Here is a 19,771-nt window from a genome sequence, read left to right on the forward strand (position 1 = left end):
CTACTTTTTAAAGTGAAACTTTGCTTGAAATCCTTTTTCTTGCTTTGATTCAAAAGTAATAATACCTCCTACTGATTTAATACGGGTTTCCATATTTTGTAAACCGTTTTTTATTGATAAGTCTTTAACACCTCTCCCATTATCCTGATATGCAACAGATAATGTTTTTTTAGACAGCGAAAATGTAATAAGCACCAAACTTGCTTCACTGTGTTTTTTCATGTTTACTAAGAGTTCTCGCAACACTCTGTATAGTACTATTTGTTTTTCTTTTGGTAACTCATTTACTACTACTTCTTTCAACCCTTTATGGATTACTTTACAAGTATCGTTCGTGAAATCTATAAACAACTGTTTTAAAAAGCTCTCAAAATGTTCTCCTGTAAGTACAGGACTATTCTCATGAGAAATATCTCTAGTTTGAGCGTATATTTTTTCTACTCTTGCTAGTAGTTTGGTGTCTGTTTCTGCTTTGTTTTGTAGAGTATTCATTACCGAATAAACATCATTCGCCAATTCATCGTGTATTTTTTTAGACAAACGGGTTTCTGTATTATATACTTCTATGGCTTTTTCTTTTTTAGTTTTTTCTCTTTTGTAAAAGAAGTATACTAATGAGGATAAAACAGTAAGGATAACTGTAAAAATCCAAAGTTGTTTTTGTGATTTTTGTTGTTCTAAGCTAAGGTTTGACTCTGCTAAACGAGCTCTAGCTTCGAGTTTTTGTTTTTTTTCTTCTTCAGCATCATATTTAATTTTTGCAAACCTTATTTTTTTTGTTCCTTCTGATAGTTTGATGCTATCTTTTATTTTTTTTAATTCTTCAAAATATACATTCTGTTTAGAACTAGGGTAAAGAACTAACTTATTCAAAGCTTCTACCTCACTTCTCTTATTTCCCTCTATATCTGCATAATGATACATTTTCCTTGCATACTCATAAGCTTTGTATTTATCAATTTCAAAAAAATAATTAGACAAATTTTTATAGCTAGATATCAAGCCTTCATAATCTTTTTCTTTTTCTCTTAAATCTTTTGCTTTAATAAAATCCTTTAAAACGTTTTTATTTATTTTATTCTCCCATTTAATTCTCGCTAAATTATCTATAACTCTAGATTTTGTGTTTTTTAAATCACTAAAATCTGTAGTATCTAATAAATCTTGATAAATAATAATAGCTTTTCTATACTCTCCTTTATAGCCATATGAATTAGCTAAATTACTGTAGTATTTAATTAAATTCTTTTTACTATTAGGTAGTTCAATTGCTTTTTTGTAATACTTAATGGCATCATCATAATTAAACCTTCCTTTTGAACTTATAGCCAAAGAATTGAATGCCATACCTCTATATTTATTTTCACTCTTATTTAAATACTTTAAAGCTTCTACTGCTATTGAATCACTATCTGAATAATTTTCAAAACTTGATAAAATAAAGGATATATTTATTAAGCTTTTAGAAACTCTTAAACTGTCTTTTAAATTTAAAAAGTATGGAATTGATTTTTTATAAAAATAGTATGCAGAATCTTTTCTATTATACTTATTATAATAAATTCCTTTTTTAAAATATCCCTTCCCCAAACTAAGAGTGTCTTCTTTCTTTTTTGATAAAATCAAATATTTGTTTAAAAACTTATAAACACTATCTTTTTCATTCTTTTGGTGATAGAATCTTATTTTTTTTGAAATATTAGTGTACTCATCAAACTTATTTTGACACACCAATTCGCTTACTGATATAAAAAGAAAAAAAAATAGAATCTTTTTCATTCTACTAATATAAAAAAGACGCATTATATAATGCGCCTTTTTTTTCTAATCTTCGTCATCTTCAACAGGAGTCGGATCTTCCTCTCCACCTGTATCACTTGTTGTTGTTTCCGTAGAGTTTGTTTCAGGTGCTACAGTTGTTGAGTTTGTATTTATAGTGTATAATCCATTTGTTACTAAAAATGTTATAATTAATAAAACCTTGTTCATTTTTGTTTCTTTTAAAAATTGATAGTATTTATCCTGTCCAAGCACTTTGCTTAGCTACAGTTACACCGAGTTTGGGTGTAGAATTTTTAAAAGAGGTGCGCATCTCTTTTGCGGGAAGTGAAGATGAACATCAGTGTTTTTTAGTAGCTCCCCCTCTACGAAAATCCACTAATGTTTATCTTATAATTAGAACCAATCGATTGTTTTGTTTTTTGTTTTCTCGATTAATTCTGATGCAAATATTGACAATGAAAAAGGTTTAAAATGAACCATTATTCAACCAATTTTTCTCCATACTGTATTTGTGCACTTTATGGTTAACCGTAACCAAAAAGTGACCACTTTGGATACTTTTGGCCAAACACCAAATAACCATGATTAAACAACTTATAACCGATTTTTTTAATGCTATTGAGGAAAATGAGTATAAAACCAATAAAAATGCAAAGGCTGTTTTTTGGGCTAACGAGTTACAGGAAGTAGGCTATAATGATGAAAATTATATAAGCGAAAGAAAGGCCAAACGGTATTACGAAAAGTATGTGGAAGAAAAAGAAGGGGTAAGTGTAAGTTTGCCTAATAGCCACCAAAGAGATTTTATAGCTAAGTATTTAAACTATGAGAATTATGAAGATTATGTAAACAAACACACTTCTTCTAAGAATAAGTCTTCTAAAAAAAATGATGGGTTTGATTATAACATAGAGAATTCTCCTGGTAAGGAAAAAGTAAAAAAACAAAAATCTATTATTGTAGTGGGGATTATTATAATTGTCCCTTTTTTATTTATTTACAGAGTGTCATTCCTTAATAGTGGTAACTGCTTCGTTTGGGAAAAAGACCACTATAAAAAAACTTCTTGCACTACTAAAAACGCTATAAGTAGAGATGCACTTTCTATAGACATTGATACCTTTAAAAAGGTAACACTTACCAAAGGCATGGAGTTTTTCACAAATGGTAACCCAAACTTTTGGTATGGAAGTAATACAGAAGGGAAACGAGAGTTTTTTACAGATAGAGGCATACACCCTGAAACTTTGAAAGAATTAGATCCTATTACACCTTACATTTTGGAAAAAGAAGGTTTCAGACCATAAAAAAAAGCCGTTAATTTAATTATTAACGGCTTTTTATAATGTCTAATTCTTATTTAGTTAATTATTAACTTCTGAATTATTCTTTGTTCTTCTGTTTCTATTAAGATAAAATATACACCTGAAACTAAACTCAAATCGTAATCAACTTTATACTTATCAGCACCATTCATAGTTTTAGCATCTACTAAACTACCTCCAAGCATTTCTAAAACCTTCATACTAACTAAGTTTTGTTCTTTTAATTCTATATCTACCGTAAACTTACCTGAAGATGGGTTTGGATATATTACTAGGTCTTTAATCATTGGCGAGGCACTCCTTTGGTCTTCTTCAGTTGTTGTAACTTCTCTATCGATGACAATTACTTTCTTTGTTATCATTGCTTCACAACTTCCTATTCTAGTTACCATAGTTATTTCATACTCTCCCTCTTTTACAAATTCTATTTCTGTATAACTATCGTTACTTTCATTAATAATTGCTTCGTCTGGCAATATCCATACTACCTCATCTGCTACAACACTACTAATATTTACTGCTACAAAACTTTCATCTGTAAACACTTGTGTTGATACAGCTAAATCTGCAGATATCTCTTGTTTTGAGCGTATAATTTCAATACTATCTTCTACCACACATCCTTTTTTATCTGTTGCTATTACCGTGTAAGTTCCTTCTTCTTTTACCTCAACAATGGCTTCATTACTGGTAAATCCGCTTGTTGAGCTCCAACTATATGCTACACCATCAATAATAGTTGCATCTAAAATATATGTTTGATCTACACACAGTGTTACATCAGTACCTAAATCTAGTTCTATTTGCTCCGGATCTTCAACTATAAAAGATTTTGTTATAAAGCACCCTTTACTATCTTTTACTTCTACAGTATATTCTCCTGAAGTTAACCCAGTAACAACTTTACCTTTTCTTGAATTACTCCAAGTATATTCATAAGGAGGAGCTCCTCCAGTAACTTCTAATGCGATACTACCATCATTTCCTTGAAAACAAGTTGGTTTTGTTATTGTTTCACTTACTATTGATATTTCTGGTGGTAGTGTTAATTTTATTTCACCAGATATTCTACAACCATTAGCATCAACAACGGTTACACTATAGTCTCCAATAGGTACACTTTGTAACATAGCATTGTTATCTCCTGTATTCCACAGATAGCTATATGGTGCAGTCCCTCCAGTTACTGTTGTATTTACTGTCCAATCATTTCCTGTTCCACACAAAGTATAGTCTGAACCTAACTGTAATCCTAATATTTCTGGTTCTTTTAAATTATATAAATCACTCTTTACTATGTTTCCTTTTGAATCTTCAACTACTACATAATATGCTCCCTCACCTAAACCTGAAACTGATTGCGAAGTTCCTAATGGTAAAGGGCTACTTGATTCTTTATACCACTTATAAGTGTATCCTTTTACTCCTCCAACAACTTGAGCTGTTAAAGTTCCGTCTTCCTCTCCATTACAACTAATTACTGAAGTCTTTACTATAGTTACTTCCAATTTTAACGGCTGACTTATTACATACTCTTTAATTAAAGTACAGCCTTTACTATCTGTTGTTATTAATTGATAATTACCTGCCGAAATAGATGTAATTTTATTACTACCTGTTAAAATCGTCGTGTCTGAGCTATCTTTCCATTCATAAGCATAAGGTGGTGTTCCTCCTACTATTCCCACAGAAATTGATCCGTTTGATAATCCAAACCCTGTAACTTCTTCTATCAAAACATTTGATACTGATAATGGTAATGGCTGAGTGATTTCCATTGTAAAGTCTGAACTTCCAACGGTATTTAACGCCAAACAATTGTTTGCATCTCTTACTTGAAGTGTATAAGTGTTCTTCTTCAAGTTATTCACTTTTATAGTACTTCCTGTTACACTTATCCAATCGCTAAAACTTGATACATCTCTATATCTAAATTGATAATTTCCTGTTCCTCCTTGTACTTCTACCTCAAAACTTCCATCATTGGAATTGAAACAACTTAAATCTATTTCTTTTATTGCTAACTGAATTTCTGTGGGTTCTGAAACTGTAAAAATTGAACTTTTTTCTTCTATTCCTTCAGCGTTATTTACTATTACATAATAATTACCTGCTGAAATATTTTTAAGCTGTTTTTCTGTCCCTATAAGCTCATTACTATCTGCATTATACCATGCATAATTGTTTCCTCCAACTCCACCAACGGTAATTACATCTAAGATACCGTTTGAGGCATCATGACATTTTACTTCTTGTACCTGTGTTATTTCTACTAATAATTCTCCTGGACTTGCTAAATTGTATGTTTCTTCAATTATACAACCTTCAGCGTCTTTTATTGTAATTGTATAGATCCCTTCTGGTAGGTTCTCTATTTTATCGGATAAATCACTAGATGCTTTTGTAGAAATTGTATTCCCTGTTTCATTTTTCCACTCAAATGAATAAGGTGCTACTCCTCCTACGAAAACCACTTCAATACTACCATCATCTACTAAGTTTGATGAAGGTCTTATTAATTTTACATTCGTTATATCATATTTTTCTGGTTGATTGATTGTTACCTCTTTTGTTGTTTTGCACCCGTTCTTGTCAGTAACTACAACTGAGTATATACCTGAAGATAAGTTTTCTACTTTTCTAGTGTCTAAACTTGTATGATTCCAACTATAGGTATAAGGTACTACTCCTCCTGAAACGGTTATATCTATAAATCCATCCGTACCTCCATAACATGCTACATCTCCTTTGCTTATCCCTGTAATTTCAAGTAATGATGGTTCGGTTAACCCATATTCTTTGGTGGCTGTATTTCCGTTTTTATCTGTAATTGTCACTACATAGACTCCTACTCCTACATCCTCAAGTGAATTAGTAGTACTTACTACTGTAGCATTTCTTTTTAACTTCCATGAGTACGTATATGGTATTACACCTCCCTTAACTTCAGCTGTTAGTGTTCCTACTCCATTTTTACATAAAATTGAAGTCTCGTTTACATTTACCGTTAACAATTCTGGTTCATTAACTGTATATGTTTTTTCTACTATACATCCTTTAGTATCTGTTACTTTTACTGAATACTTCCCAGCTTTTATTCCTGATAATTTAGAGGTTATACTACTTTGTACAATTCCGCTTGAATTTTTCCATTCATAAGTATAGTTTGGTGTTCCTCCAACAACATTTATACTTATTTCTCCATTTGATAACCCAAAACCTGTAACATCTTTTATTACTGAATTATCTATAGCTAAAATTGTTGGTTCTTTAATTGTAACCTTTGTTGTAACCTCACATAGGTTTTTATCTCTAACAACCACTTCATATATACCAGCTTGTAAAGAGTTTAAACTACTACCAATTGTTCCATGCTTCCAACTATATGTATATGGTGCAGTTCCTCCTGAAACGTTTACATCTATGAAACCATCTGCTCCTCCATTACAAGACACGTCTACTTTAGTTATTCCTGTAATTTCTAACTGTAATGGTTCTATTACTTCATATTCTTTTGTAGCAATATTTCCATTTTTATCTGTTACTGTTATTACATAAATTCCTGCACCTATATTACTAAGTTTATTGATAGTACCTAGTTCTACACCTCCTCCTTTTAATTTCCATGAATAACTATATGGAGTTACTCCTCCGCTAACTTCAGCTGTTAAGTTTACATCATTATCTCCAAAACAAAGGTTTTCTCCTTGTTCAATTATATTATCAACCACTAATAATTCTGGTTCTGTAACAGTATAACTTCCAGTTGTAATACAACCATTAGCATCTTTAACAGTTAATTCATATTCTCCTGCTTCTATATTCTTAAACGGGTTGGCTGTTCCTAAGATAGTCGTGTTTCCTTTTTGTCTCCATTCATATGTATAGCTTGGTGTTCCTCCAACAACATCAACAGATATGCTTCCATTTTTTGTTTCAAAACCTGTTAAGTTATTAACTGTATAGCTAGACACTTCCAACGCTGCTAAAGGCTGTTCTATCGTAAAGTTATTAGAAGTAAATGTACACCCATTACTATCAGTAACCTCTACATAATAAGTTCCTTCTTTTAACTCTGTAACATCTTCCGTTGTTTTATTAAAGGCTGTGTTATTAGTACTCTTCCAAGAAAAATTATATGGTTTAGTTCCTCCTAAAATAGTAATATCAATACTACCATCTCCTCCTCCAAAACAACTCACGTTTGTACTCGACGCTAAGTTTACTTCAATTTTAGCTGGTTGGCTAATTATAATCTCTTTTTGTGTAGTAGCTCCTTTTATATCATTTACTACCACTCTATAACTTCCTGCTTTAAGGTTGCTTATTTTATTTTGTTTTAGGTCTGAATTTAATAAAACCGGTGCCCCTGAAGATATATCATACCATTTATAATCAAAGTCAATTGGAGTTGAATATATTGGATATCCACCTGATACCTCAGCTAGCAATTCACCAGTTTCATCACCATTACATAAAATATTTTTTGTTTGTTTTATAGCTACTTGTATAGGCTGTGGTTCCTTTACTTCATATGACTGAGTTATTTCACATCCTTTTGCATCTCTTATAACTACATGATAAATTCCTGCAAATAGATTATTTATATCTTTAGTATTACTAGTAAAAGACGCATCACCTTCTTTTGTCCATTTATAGTTATGCGCTCCTTCACCTCCTGATGTTTCTATTGTTATAGCTCCTTCATTATTCCCTGCTACTTCACAATTTATTATAGAAAAACTATCAATTTTAATTTGAGTCGGCTGTTTTATTATGGTAGTTGCTGGTGTACTAACTAAACACCCTTTACTATCTCTAATCAAAACAGTAAAATTTCCAACCGTTAATCCATCAATTGTATTATTAACTAAACTACTTACTGTTTGAAACGATGTTTGATTATCAATAGAGTATTCATACGGTGGAGTTCCTCCTCCGATGGTAAGTTTTATTTTTCCATCCTCAGCTCCATAACAAGAAATATCTGTTTTAGTTATGTTTAAAGTAATCGAGCTTGGTTCTATTAATGAAATACTTCTTGAAATACTTGTAAATCCATCATTGATAGTAACAGAGTAATTACCCTTACTAATATTTACCAACTGATTGGTTGTTTTCCCTATCAATTCTGTACCTCCTTTAAACCATTTATATGAATAACTATTTGATCCTCCAGATGGATTCACTATTAACGAGCCTACACCACCATTACAACTAATGGCTTTACTAACAGTAAGAGAAGCAACTAATTGAGGGTTTTCTCTAACTTGTATTTCATTAGAAGTTATTGTACACCCGTTACTATCTTTAATGGTAGCTATATAAAACCCTGCCCTTAGTCCTGTAATTGTATTTCCTGTTCTAGAAAAAGAAGTATCATATTTCTTTCTCCATGTTATAGTATAGTTTGGAATTCCACCATCTATGGTTAATGATATTTCCCCTTTAGCCTCTCCGAACACATTATTATGTTTTACAGAGTTAACCATCATTTCAATTGGTAAAGGTTCTGTTATTGTTATTGACGAGGAAACTTTAGATCTACAAGTAGTTATATTTTTATCTCTCACTATAAACCTATATCCAGTACTACTTGCTGGTAACGAAAACACATTACTATTTTGCCATAAGATTCCCGAGCTCTTGTATACTGCATATTGATATGCATTTGACTTTCCTCCTGTAGCTGTAATACTTACAGAGGCTCTACCTCCACTACATTTTATTGGAGCTGTCAAGTTTACTCTTGAAATAACTACCTCTGATTGTTCTATTACTGCAATAGATTTTTCTAAGCTACCTTGTTTACTATCTTTAACTAAAACAGTATAGTTTCCTGCCTCAATATTAAAAGAGGCACTATTTGTTCTTCCTGTTAATGTACTTAGTATTGTTGAACCTCTTTTTAAAATAACTGTATAGTTAGGATACCCTCCTGTAATACTTGTTACATTAATTGTTCCTTTACCTTGATAGCAATCAGGTTTTACTGAACTAACAGAAAATGTTATTGGTTTTGGGTCTATAATCTTTGGAAGTGTATATTCTTGCGTACAGTTATTTTTATCTGTGTATCTAATTTTGTGGGTTCCTGCAGGTAAATTAGGTATTGTAAAACCTCCTACATAGGCCCTACCACTTCTAGTATTAGTTGTGCTTCCATTTAGTAAAACTGTATAATTGTAATAGTTACTAAAAGGCATACCTCCACTTACACTACTTATTTTTATAGAAGCATCAGTGCTTCCTACTGCGCTAGGATGCGTAACTGCATTTGAAGGTAAAGCATGTGTTATTTTACTTTTCCCAATTATAGTTATAGCATCAGAAGTGTTATCTTGATCTATACAACCTTTAGTATCTTTTATTTTAATAATATAATTTGCAGAGGCTAATCCACTTACCGTGGTTATTCCTGAAAACGTTGAAGTACTCCAAGTAGCTCCATTATTTAAACTATAGTAAAAACTACCTGATCCTCCTGATCCCTCTATTTTAATTTTTCCATCTTTACTATTATAACATGTTTCATCTTGAATTTTAGTAGCTTTGAAAGTTACCTTTGATGGAGACTTTATTTGGAAATCATATGAGTATTTTTCACATAAAGGAGAGCCTGTGCTTCTATTAAACCCAGTTACTTCAACCCTATAATCTCCTGATGCTAATGTTCCTGAGTTTGAATCCCAATCATACATCCAATATCCTCCTGAACTTACAAATGAAGTAATTCCTGGGTTATTATCAACAGCTACATATTCATTTGTTAATGTTTTCTTTAAAAGATTAAAATCTATTTTTTCATAACTAAAAAGTTGTCTTGTGAAATACAGTTTAAAGTCTGCATCTGTACTGTAAGAACAAGTAGGTTGCTTTATTGTTGGAGCTTTTGCTATCTGCGGAGCATCAGGTAAAAATTGTAGAGTAACATTGTTCGTAGTAATAGAGCTGTTGCAGCTTGGTTTTACATGTATGTTTATATTTTTAGTCAATGCCTTTTTTCTATCTGTAGCTGAAGAATACAAATCAGATAGTTTTAAATCAATTGTGGCTTGCCCTGTTTTATTCGTGATAGTTCTCCAAACACTTACCTGTATCGTTTTAGGACCTGTGTAATTATTCAAATTTCTCCTCGCCTCAAATAAAGCCATCATAAAACCTGAACACCTGTCAATGTCTCTCTCTCTTCTTACACAATCATCATAAGCTGCTTCTGCTGAAGATACAGCATTTAATAAATCTTGATAATCTGGATGTGTTCTAGTCTCAGTATTTACTGGATCAAAGAATTCCCAAACATATACACCTGAAGCTGGAGTAAAACCTGAAGTTGCCTTAATTCTAACTGGACTACTTTCGCAAACTGTTTTTACTCTTGAAGTACTTGATCCATCGGGATATGATAGAGAAATATCAGGTTCTATAGAGATCCGTGCCCAACCTCTATTTATATCACTTCTGTATACTTCATCTTTCTGATATTGTTTATAAAAACAAGGAGAAGTTACATTTACCGAAATCCAAGATTCTTTAGAACTTTTACATCCAAAAGTTCCATTTCTTCTAGTGATTGTATGAAACTCTACTTTGGTTACTTTTTTTGATACATTAAAAGTGTCTTCATGTGAATACATTTGATTAATAAAGCGTAACCCATAAATCGCAGGATCTCTTAAATATTTTGTGGTTCCATCAGAGAAAAACATTTTTATTCCTCCTAAACCATTTTTGTTAGAACCACAAGAAGACCTTCCTTGTCCTATATAACCTTCAACTTTTATGGTATACTTTTGTGCTTGCGATATAATTGAAAAAAATAAGAATATAATTAAGAGTATATTTCTTTTCATATAGCTTCCTTTTAATAGTTTATTTCAATTTTGTTAAGTGGAGATTTTGCTCCTGACTCAAAAATTGCTTGAATTAAAAATGTATATTTTGTGTTTATTAATAAATCTTTATCTTTAAACTTATTAGTATCTGCTTTAAAAACTTTATACATCGTTGGCTTTTTACCTTCTTCTGCTTTGTATAAAACAAACTCTTTAGTATTTGCTTCTTTGTAATTCCAATTCAGCTCAATATATCTATCTTCTCTATTTACATATCCTGTAAATTTTTCTATACTTGACTTAGGTGAATTATCTAAAACTGTTATTTTTAAAGGTGTAATAGGTTCTGATTCAAGTCCAGATTCATCTATAGTCAAAGCTGTATACAGATATGTTTTTCCAACAACTCCAGTTTCATCTATAAATTTATTTTCTAATAGCGGTAAACTCTTTAACATCAACCATGGCTCTTTTACACCCTTTTCTTTTCTATAAATTACGGTAGATTGAGCATCATTACTAGTACTTGATATCCATTCTATTTCAACTCTACCTTTATCTGATTTAAAAGAAGTGAAAACGGGTGCAGTTGGAGGTACTATATCCGGTCTATTTAATTCTAAAACTTCAGAAAATTCTGATGGATTATATCTTTTATCAAAAGCTTGGACTTTATAATAAATCTTTTTATTTAGTGTCTTTATGTTCACCGTATCAATAAAAGCACTATTAGGTGTAGGTTCAAATGTTACTTGAGTGAATTCATCTATTTTTAAATTCGCTTTAAATACTCTATACCCTAAAAAATCTATCTCTGTATTTTGTTTCCATTGTAATCTTACTACTCCAAGAGAATCTATAGTTCCGTTTAACATAGTTGGTACAGCAGGAGGTGTACTATCATCAGGTTGTACCATTTTTGGAAACGATTCTCGTGTACCTCCATTGTTACCTACAGCCACGATTTTATAATAATTTATAGCTTGTAAATTTTCTAACTTAACAGTTCTTTTGCTCTTTGATATATTGTCTATTACAGTGAGGAACTTACCTTTTGGGGTATTAGATCTTACTAATTTAAACTTACTAAGTGTACTAACTCCTTCTGAAGGAAACTCCCAACTCAAAACTCCTCCTTGATTACTTAATTTTACATCTGTAATAAACGGAGTATGTGTTAATGGTTTTATTCCTTTACCTGAAACCAGTTTTGAATAAGGACCTTCAATACCAAAAGGAGATATTCCTTTAATTCTATAGGAGTATGTTTTATTGTTTTGAGAAAGACTGTCTATATACATCATTCTATTTGATGGGTTCTTTTCTTTTTCTCCTAATGTAGCTACTGGAGTACCTAATAGTTTTTTAAAAGTCCTACCTTCATCCTCCGATTTCTCAATAATGTAGTTTGTATAGTACTTTTTTAAGATAGCTTGGTTCCAACTTAGAATAACCGTCTTATCTTTAAAAACACCTGCGAATTCTTGTGGTTCGGGTAGCGGTTTCTTATCTAGTAACCCTAAATATACCCCTCCAGATTTTATCAAGTCTTTTTTCTCTTGTGGTAAAGCTACTCTTATGGTATATAAATAACGTTCTCTTGGTTTTACCGTATCATCAGTAAATGCCAACCCTGAAAATTTAGCTACTTTAAAATCCTGATCTGCTGCATAAAGGGCAAAAGTGAACCTCTGTTCTAGTACTTGTGCCTTATTTATAATATTTAGTAATCCATTCCCTCCATTATTCATCTCTACATCAAACTCTTCTCCATATAGTGCTTGCGCTGCTAATGCAGCATAATCATTTTCTTCTGAAAACTCTTTCCATTCCATCATTGGATAGGGTTTTAACGGAATAGGTGTTAGCTGTTTTATTACAGGTTTCTCCAGTATTTCTTTATCTACCGCTATTGTTTTTCTTTCAATTATATATCCATATTTATTAGCATAGTTCCAAGCTGTAGGAGTCGTTACTCCCCATCGTAGTAGTATTTTATTTTCGGATACTGTTGCAATTGCTTTTACCTCTGCTTTAATATTACCTATTTCTTTTTGGGCATAGGTTTTTACTGTAATACCCAACATCAGAAGCATAAAGATGATAGGTGTACTCTTCTTCTTAATCATTTAATGGGTTTAAATATTTTAATGAATTTATTCTGCTCTTTTTTACCTGACCCGGTAAAACGTATTGTAACGTTGCCTTGTATCTTCCTTGACGCATATAAGGAAAAGCTTCCGTTATTAATTTTATATACTGAGGATTTCCATTCCAATTAATATTTGAACTAACTAATTGGTATCTCAAATCTTCGTAATCTTCTAAATAGTAATACGTAAGATTATACCTGTACGGATTATATAAATTTATTTCTCCCGAATAATTATTCTCTAAATAAGTTACATACCAAGTCATCGGTTCCACTCCTTCTACTGGTGGTACTCCTACCTTATTAATTTCTCTACTTACTGAAATATTTCCTTCATAGGGGTAGTTGTTATAAATTAACGGATAAATCTGATTTCTATAGTAACTATCATCTAAAGTTGCTCTTGATACTACTAAAGGCTGATACCTAGTATATTCATTTCCTCTCAACTCTGCCAAATCAAATGCTTCTTGGTAATCAATACTTGACAATAATGTTAATCCATAGGGATAAACAATGTGTTGATATAAATCTTTACTTTTATTCATATCTCGCATTTTATCTCTGAAGGTTTCGTACTTACTTGTTCTAAAATCATACACCAACAATTCTTTCTCCCCTTCTTTACTTACATTTCCTTCTGCTTTCCTTGATTTTACTTCAACTGTATTTTCAGAGCTTCCCCCAATATTTTTAGAAGCATATGTTTCTGATACATTAGCATCCAAATCCCCTGCTTCTGATGTTAATTTCAAGCTTACATCATATTGCGTTTGTGTCTGCATTTGATTTGCTGGTAGCGTATAAACTAACTGCTTTTTAGCGGAGTTATATGTGAACTCTTTATAGAAACTTTCTCCAGATTCACTGGTCATTATCATTTCTTTTTTCCAATCTGGCGCAGCATCAAACAAGTATGTTTGACCTCTTTTTAATTTTACATATGCTGTATTATACTCATCAATAAAGAAGTTTTTTTGCCCTAGCACAGGGTACATATAATCTATATTAGTTAATGGTATTGTCTCTGGTGCTTCTCCTGTTGTAAAATTTACCTCTTTAACTTCTGTAGCTATTTGTCCTCCTGACTTCATTTTTTGCCAGCTTCCTCCTTTATATTCTTCAAAATGTAATTGAACCCTAGCTTTTAATTGAGCATGTGGTGGTAAAATTTCATGTGAATAAAATACTGCTACATCATTTCTATCATTCCATTTTATCTCCCCTACAATATTTTGCCCATCTTTTGTTACAGAAAAATCATCCAATAAAATTTTATACTTTCTATCTCCCGTATCGTCAGGAATTTCAAAAATTTTATTAATCTGTAAATTGAATACTGCCTGTGGAGCAGCAAATACATCTACATCTGTACTTCCTTCTTTTGGTTTTAAATCACTAATTACTACGATACCATCTATCGGGCTTCCTCCTACTATTTCACACTTATCTCCTAACTCTATTTTAAATCTAAATCTTCCTTTAATTAAGCCTCCTAATAAGTTATATTTTCCTGCCAAATAACCTCTAAACCATGCTGGATTTGGTAGCCTTGCTTGTAACAATACCGCACCTCCACCTGCTATGATAGGTAGCTTCTTTTTAATTCCAAAGAGTTTGAATTTCACACCTAAAACTCCTTGTAAATAAGCATACGCTTGTCCGTTAGCATACCAACCATTCATTCCTATAGCTTCTGAAGATCCTTTACAATAAGCTTCTCCATAGTCTTTTAACATGATATCAAAACCTATTCCTGCATCAAATCGAGCATAAAAGATTAAAAACTTCAAATCTCCTGTAGAAACACTCATGCTAGATCCAAAAGCTAAACCTTTTCCAGATTCTAACATATTAGCATCTCTCATATAGTTGAGTTCAGCAACATCAACTCCTAAAATATCAGCAACAATTGGAGGTGGAGGCGGACTTCCTGGTAAGTTTTCTCCTGTCATGAAGTAACTATCCATTTTAATCTTTAGAATTCCTAAATCAATTTTTACTCCTACTCTGTCTTCTGGAGTTCCAACAAGCATGTGCCATTCATCTGGTGCTACATAAAAATCTAACCAACCTGCTCTTCCTGAAGGACCAATTCCTTTTAAAACTCCGAAATTTATATATACTTCGGATGTGGAATGGAAAATATCATTGACAAAGTCAAATCCAATAAAAACATTTGCTGAAATTGCTGCTGTTGGGCTTTGTGCAGGAATTCCTTGGCCTCCTACTGCTGCGATGCTAGATAAGTTACTATTTACTGTATCAAAAAAATCACCTGGTAAAGAAGCTATTAGTTCTCCAAAACCTTTCATATATACTTCTTGTAATCCTCCTGACTTTCTAAAAGCCATACCAAACTCTACTGTAGCATGAAAAAGTTCTTCTGAGTTTTGAGTAATGATTCCTACCGACGCCTTCATTCCAAATGAGTTTTGCTCATACGGTTCATAAATTACTCCTGAAGTTGAAGCTCCAATTTCTGTGAAGGCAGCGTCTTGCGCATTTGAATTCCCTGCCATACGCATTTTATTGTAAAAACCTCCTCCAAAAGCATTCAATGCAAAACCTGGAAAAATTGGAATTCCTTGTGGCAATGTTACTTTAGCATCTGCATACCAATATCTAAATGAATCTGTTCTTCCAAAAAGAGCTTTTGCTTCTACTTCTAGCTTTATTCCTGTAGAAAACTTAGCGCCAACCGCACCTGCAAATCCAGTTCCGTAGGTTGGGTCATCTTCAAAAATGAAAATTGCCCCCTTTAACTGCATACCAGCAACATCCATTTTTATATACAGGTGCTCTAATCGTACACCGTCAAACTTCCATTTGTTTCCGGATTCATCCATTTTAGCTTTGAAAGCTAGTTTTGAAGCTCCTCCGTTTCCTCCATCTGATTCTGATGTTAAATTCACTGCAAAATCAAAAACTAATTCTGCTTTATTATCCGCAGGGGTTCTTAAACCTATTTCATTAATTACTATAGGAAAGTTTGCTAGTTGTAACTTCCCTTTAACTCCGAAATAATCAACAGAGAATTTAGGTGACTCTGTTTGTAACACCATTTTTTGGAATGTTATCCCTTTGAATTTTATAATACTTTTTGATGTATCATTACTTTCCTTTTCATCCTTTTTTAATCCAGAAGCAAGGCTCATAGATCCGTTTAAATTTGCTTTAGGTCTAAACTTCCCTTCTTTAACCTTCATTTCTACATATGAATCTTTGGTTAAATGAACATTTGCCTTCCAAACATTAAACTTGATATCTTTTTCTGTTTTAACTGCCAATTTATATTCTCCTGGTTGAAAAATAGCATTGTATTGTAGACTGTCTAGCTGAGATACAGGGAGCACTAGCTTTCCATCAAACTCTCCTGCTTTTAAATGATTTGTTTCTATATCTAACAAAAAATAGTCTAATGAAAAGTCCCAACCTGAAGCACTTCCTTCGTTCAATCCAATTACATTTTCTCCTGTAAACTTACCAGTTACTCCTTGCCCATCTATAATTAAATCTGTAGCACCAAAGGCAACTCTTTTATCTTCATTTTTCTTTTTAAATTCAGGTGGTAAAACTACTTGAAGTGATTTCACATATACTCCTCTCCACAAATTCGGCTCCGTACTATAAAACTTATCTAAGTATGCCTTTGGAGTTTCTTCATCATTTCTTAAATCGCTAAAATCAAATACAGCTGTATTTAATTTGAACGTAGTTCCTTCTATGCCTTTAATTCCAAACTCTGGTAGTGATATATTCACAACCATATCATTCCAATCTGAAATCGAAGTTTTAAAATCTGCTTCTACATAACCTACCTTCTTTTTTCCTTTTTCATCAACAGGATGTAATAAGCCATTGGCAAATTTCACATTTGCATCCAGTCCCATTTCTTTAAACCCAGAGCAATCAATAATTGCATAGGTTCCTGGTTCTTCCATACTTCCATTTAAAGTAAGTAGTAATGTTCCGCTATTGAAATTAACTGTGAATTTCGATATTAAATGTAGTCTCGCATCTCCTATAATTCCTCCTTCATGAGATAACTTTACATTGGAAGCTCCTAAAATTAACACCTGTTCTCCCCTATCAGGATTTGTATTAGGTAACTCTACTTTTAAAAAAACTGTTAATTCTGAATATGATGGTTTAAATACGGCTTTTGCTATTCCTACAGTATACTTTACATTGCTAATACTTACAGGTTTTATAGCTACAGGAAGCTGACTTAATCCGTCTTTTGTTAAAACATCAATATAATTTTCTGACTCCTCAATACTTTTAAATGTATTGGTAGCCATATCTAACCACTTTTTATTGATTAGTGAATCAGCTGTATTAAACTGAAAACCTTGCTGGGTAAATCGTTGTTGTATTTTTGGTGCTAAAGCTTCTTCTAATTCATCAAACTTATCGAGTGAAGAAAAGTTACGAAGTGTTTTAGTTTCTAGATTTAATGTTGGTTTATCTGCTTCTTTTACAGTTAAACTGTCACGCTCTGTAAAATTTGGTGTAGCGAACAACGAAACACTTATAAATAATAGTATTAAAAAACTTAGGGGTAATTTTTTATTCATTTAGCTTAGTTGGTTAATTGTTTTTCTAATTCATATTAATTTTTATAGAACTTTATCATTTACATAAATTTGTAAAGTATTACTGGAGTCCAAAACATACAAGTGATTATTATTAAACTCTATTTTCATTACTAAAGGAATAATATCACCACTCTCTATTTCTATTTTAGAATGCCATACTAATTTCTTGTTTTCTAAATCAATAACTCCTACAGTACTTCCTTTTTCTTGAGAAAAGTATAAATAATTGTTGTAAACTTTATAAACCGATGTCGATAACGAAAAAAACACATTTGAAACTATACTGTTCACTGTATCATTAATTCTATAATCTAAAACTGATAATTCTTCTTGAAGATCTATATTGGTTAATTCAAATGTATTAGGATTTAATACTTGTACAGATTTATTTTTAACTGAGTAAATTTTATCTTGTGAGATAGTTAACCAGCCAGTAAAAACACTACTTTCCCATAATAACTCACCTTTATTAATATCAAAACAAACTGTTTTTTTATTATTTGTTTTGTGTGTACTATCAAAAAGATAAATAAAAAGCCTATCGTTTAATACTATTGGTTTTCCATAAACTTTAGCGTTGTTATTTTTCAATAGTTTGTTTAAAGAAAATTTTTCAAAATATTCTTCACTAAGAATACCATAGAAATTAATAAAGTAATCATCTTTCTCTAAAGATTTTAAAATTAATACATCTTTATACAAAGCTATAGGTATTGAGGTTTTATTAACATTAAGCTCTTCTTTTTCTTTAGTTAGAATATTAAATCTAAAAAAGTCGATTTTCTCTTTCTCAAAATCTATTTCTTTTAGTATTAATCCGTTAGAATAAACATTAATAGATTGATTTTCTTTATCAAATTGAACTTCTAGAGTATCATCTTTGTAAATACTATTTTCGTTTAATAAAATTCTCTCTTTATTATAAGTTTCTACATATTGAATCTCATTGTTTTGTTTAATATATTCATCATAATTATGTTCTTTATTAAATGAATAAAGAGTATTATTAGAACTGAAGATAACTTTATCTTTAAGCCTACCTAAATAAGACACATTTTCTATTTGGTTAACCTTTTTCATTTAATAGATAAAAATTTTATTGAATGTAGTTTCATTATCAAAGTTTTTTATAACTCTATCAACAAAATTATTTACGTTCATAAAACCATCATCAGGGAAGATTCTTTTAAGTTTTTCATAACCTACAGCTTTCAGTGCTTCTTTTCCTTCTATAGAACTTAAAAAAACTATCATTTGGTCTTTAGTTAATTTATTTGAACTTGAAGAGTTCCATTTAATTCTCCATTGTATTTCTTCTAAGGAATTAACACTAAACAAATCACGTTTTACAAACTCTCTTATAAACGTTTCTTTTCCTATAGGAGTATCACTAGATAACCACTTATATTCTAAATTCACACCTGGTGAGTTCCCTACTTTTAAATCAACCCTCTGAATAGTTCCATCTACTCCAGTAACAGGAGCCTCAACACTTATAGTTTTATTGTTAATCATGTTAGGGTTTGCAGCTACATCTTCCATTAGCCAAAAACATGCTTGTCTATTTACTCCTGTTGGTGTGTCATTTACTATAAACCTGTTAAACAGATATACACAATTATTACACTGAGTATTTGATTTTTTTAATGTAGAAACAAAAGTTTGCATATTTTCCAGAACTTCTATGTATTTCTTTCCTTCACTGGATTGATTATACCATCCTGTTATTTTACCAAGAAATTCATCTACATTCTTTACATTGGGGATTTGTAAACTTTCGATATAATTAACAAAATTTTCATCTGCTTTTAAACGTTTTACCGTTTTCAAAGCCTCAATATCATATCTTAGTTTTGTTTTATTTCCTCTATATAAAATTTTATACGCCTCATAATTAGCTTCTGGTGCATCTTTAAAAAATGTTTTAAACTCTATTGATACATCTGGTTTTGCTAAGTCTTTTATCAGTTCTTTTAACCAACATGGTTGATTTATTGCATAAACTTGTGATGCAATCAACAATAATAGTGTTACTAATAAATTTTTTAGAAAGTAATGCTTATTTTTCATTTTCTA

8 protein-coding genes are annotated in these 19,771 nt (G+C 31.4%); 1 reads left to right on the plus strand and 7 read right to left on the minus strand.

Going from position 1 to position 19,771, the window contains the following annotated elements:
• Together VCM48_RS03800 and VCM48_RS03805 are read right to left on the minus strand one after the other, a co-directional pair.
• Window positions 1–1,779, minus strand: a complete 1,779-nt coding sequence (locus VCM48_RS03800) for a tetratricopeptide repeat-containing sensor histidine kinase (RefSeq protein WP_482271676.1) — start codon at window positions 1,777–1,779, stop codon at window positions 1–3.
• 45 nt (window positions 1,780–1,824) lie between these two features.
• Window positions 1,825–1,989 (minus strand): hypothetical protein, encoded by a 165-nt coding sequence (locus tag VCM48_RS03805; protein WP_482271677.1) that lies wholly within the window; start codon window positions 1,987–1,989, stop codon window positions 1,825–1,827.
• Between the two features lie 374 nt (window positions 1,990–2,363).
• Between VCM48_RS03805 and VCM48_RS03810 the strand changes: the two genes are divergently transcribed.
• A complete protein-coding gene (locus VCM48_RS03810) occupies window positions 2,364–3,089 on the plus strand; it encodes a hypothetical protein (RefSeq protein ID WP_482271678.1) in 726 nt (241 codons plus the stop codon).
• 53 nt (window positions 3,090–3,142) lie between these two features.
• On the opposite strand, the gene VCM48_RS03815 is transcribed toward VCM48_RS03810, so the two are convergent.
• Genes VCM48_RS03815 through VCM48_RS03835 form a run of 5 tightly spaced genes read right to left on the minus strand, consistent with a single transcriptional unit; the run spans window position 3,143 to window position 19,765 of the window.
• The gene (locus VCM48_RS03815; RefSeq protein WP_482271679.1) at window positions 3,143–10,960 is read right to left on the minus strand and encodes a T9SS type A sorting domain-containing protein; all 7,818 of its coding nucleotides are present in this window, start codon (window positions 10,958–10,960) and stop codon (window positions 3,143–3,145) included.
• 11 nt (window positions 10,961–10,971) lie between these two features.
• Window positions 10,972–13,071 carry a hypothetical protein gene (locus tag VCM48_RS03820; RefSeq protein WP_482271680.1) on the minus strand — a complete coding sequence of 700 codons (2,100 nt, stop codon included), beginning with the start codon at window positions 13,069–13,071 and terminating at the stop codon, window positions 10,972–10,974.
• Window positions 13,064–17,674 carry a hypothetical protein gene (locus tag VCM48_RS03825; protein ID WP_482271681.1) on the minus strand — a complete coding sequence of 1,537 codons (4,611 nt, stop codon included), beginning with the start codon at window positions 17,672–17,674 and terminating at the stop codon, window positions 13,064–13,066. The genes VCM48_RS03820 and VCM48_RS03825 overlap by 8 nt, the downstream gene beginning before the upstream one ends.
• 42 nt (window positions 17,675–17,716) lie before the next feature.
• Window positions 17,717–18,775, minus strand: a complete 1,059-nt coding sequence (locus VCM48_RS03830) for a PQQ-binding-like beta-propeller repeat protein (protein ID WP_482271682.1) — start codon at window positions 18,773–18,775, stop codon at window positions 17,717–17,719.
• Window positions 18,776–19,765, minus strand: coding sequence for a hypothetical protein (locus VCM48_RS03835; RefSeq protein ID WP_482271683.1), 990 nt, complete (start codon window positions 19,763–19,765; stop codon window positions 18,776–18,778).
• Between the last annotated feature and the right edge of the window lie 6 nt (window positions 19,766–19,771).

This window comes from Tenacibaculum sp. DPLXC6 (assembly GCF_056815515.1).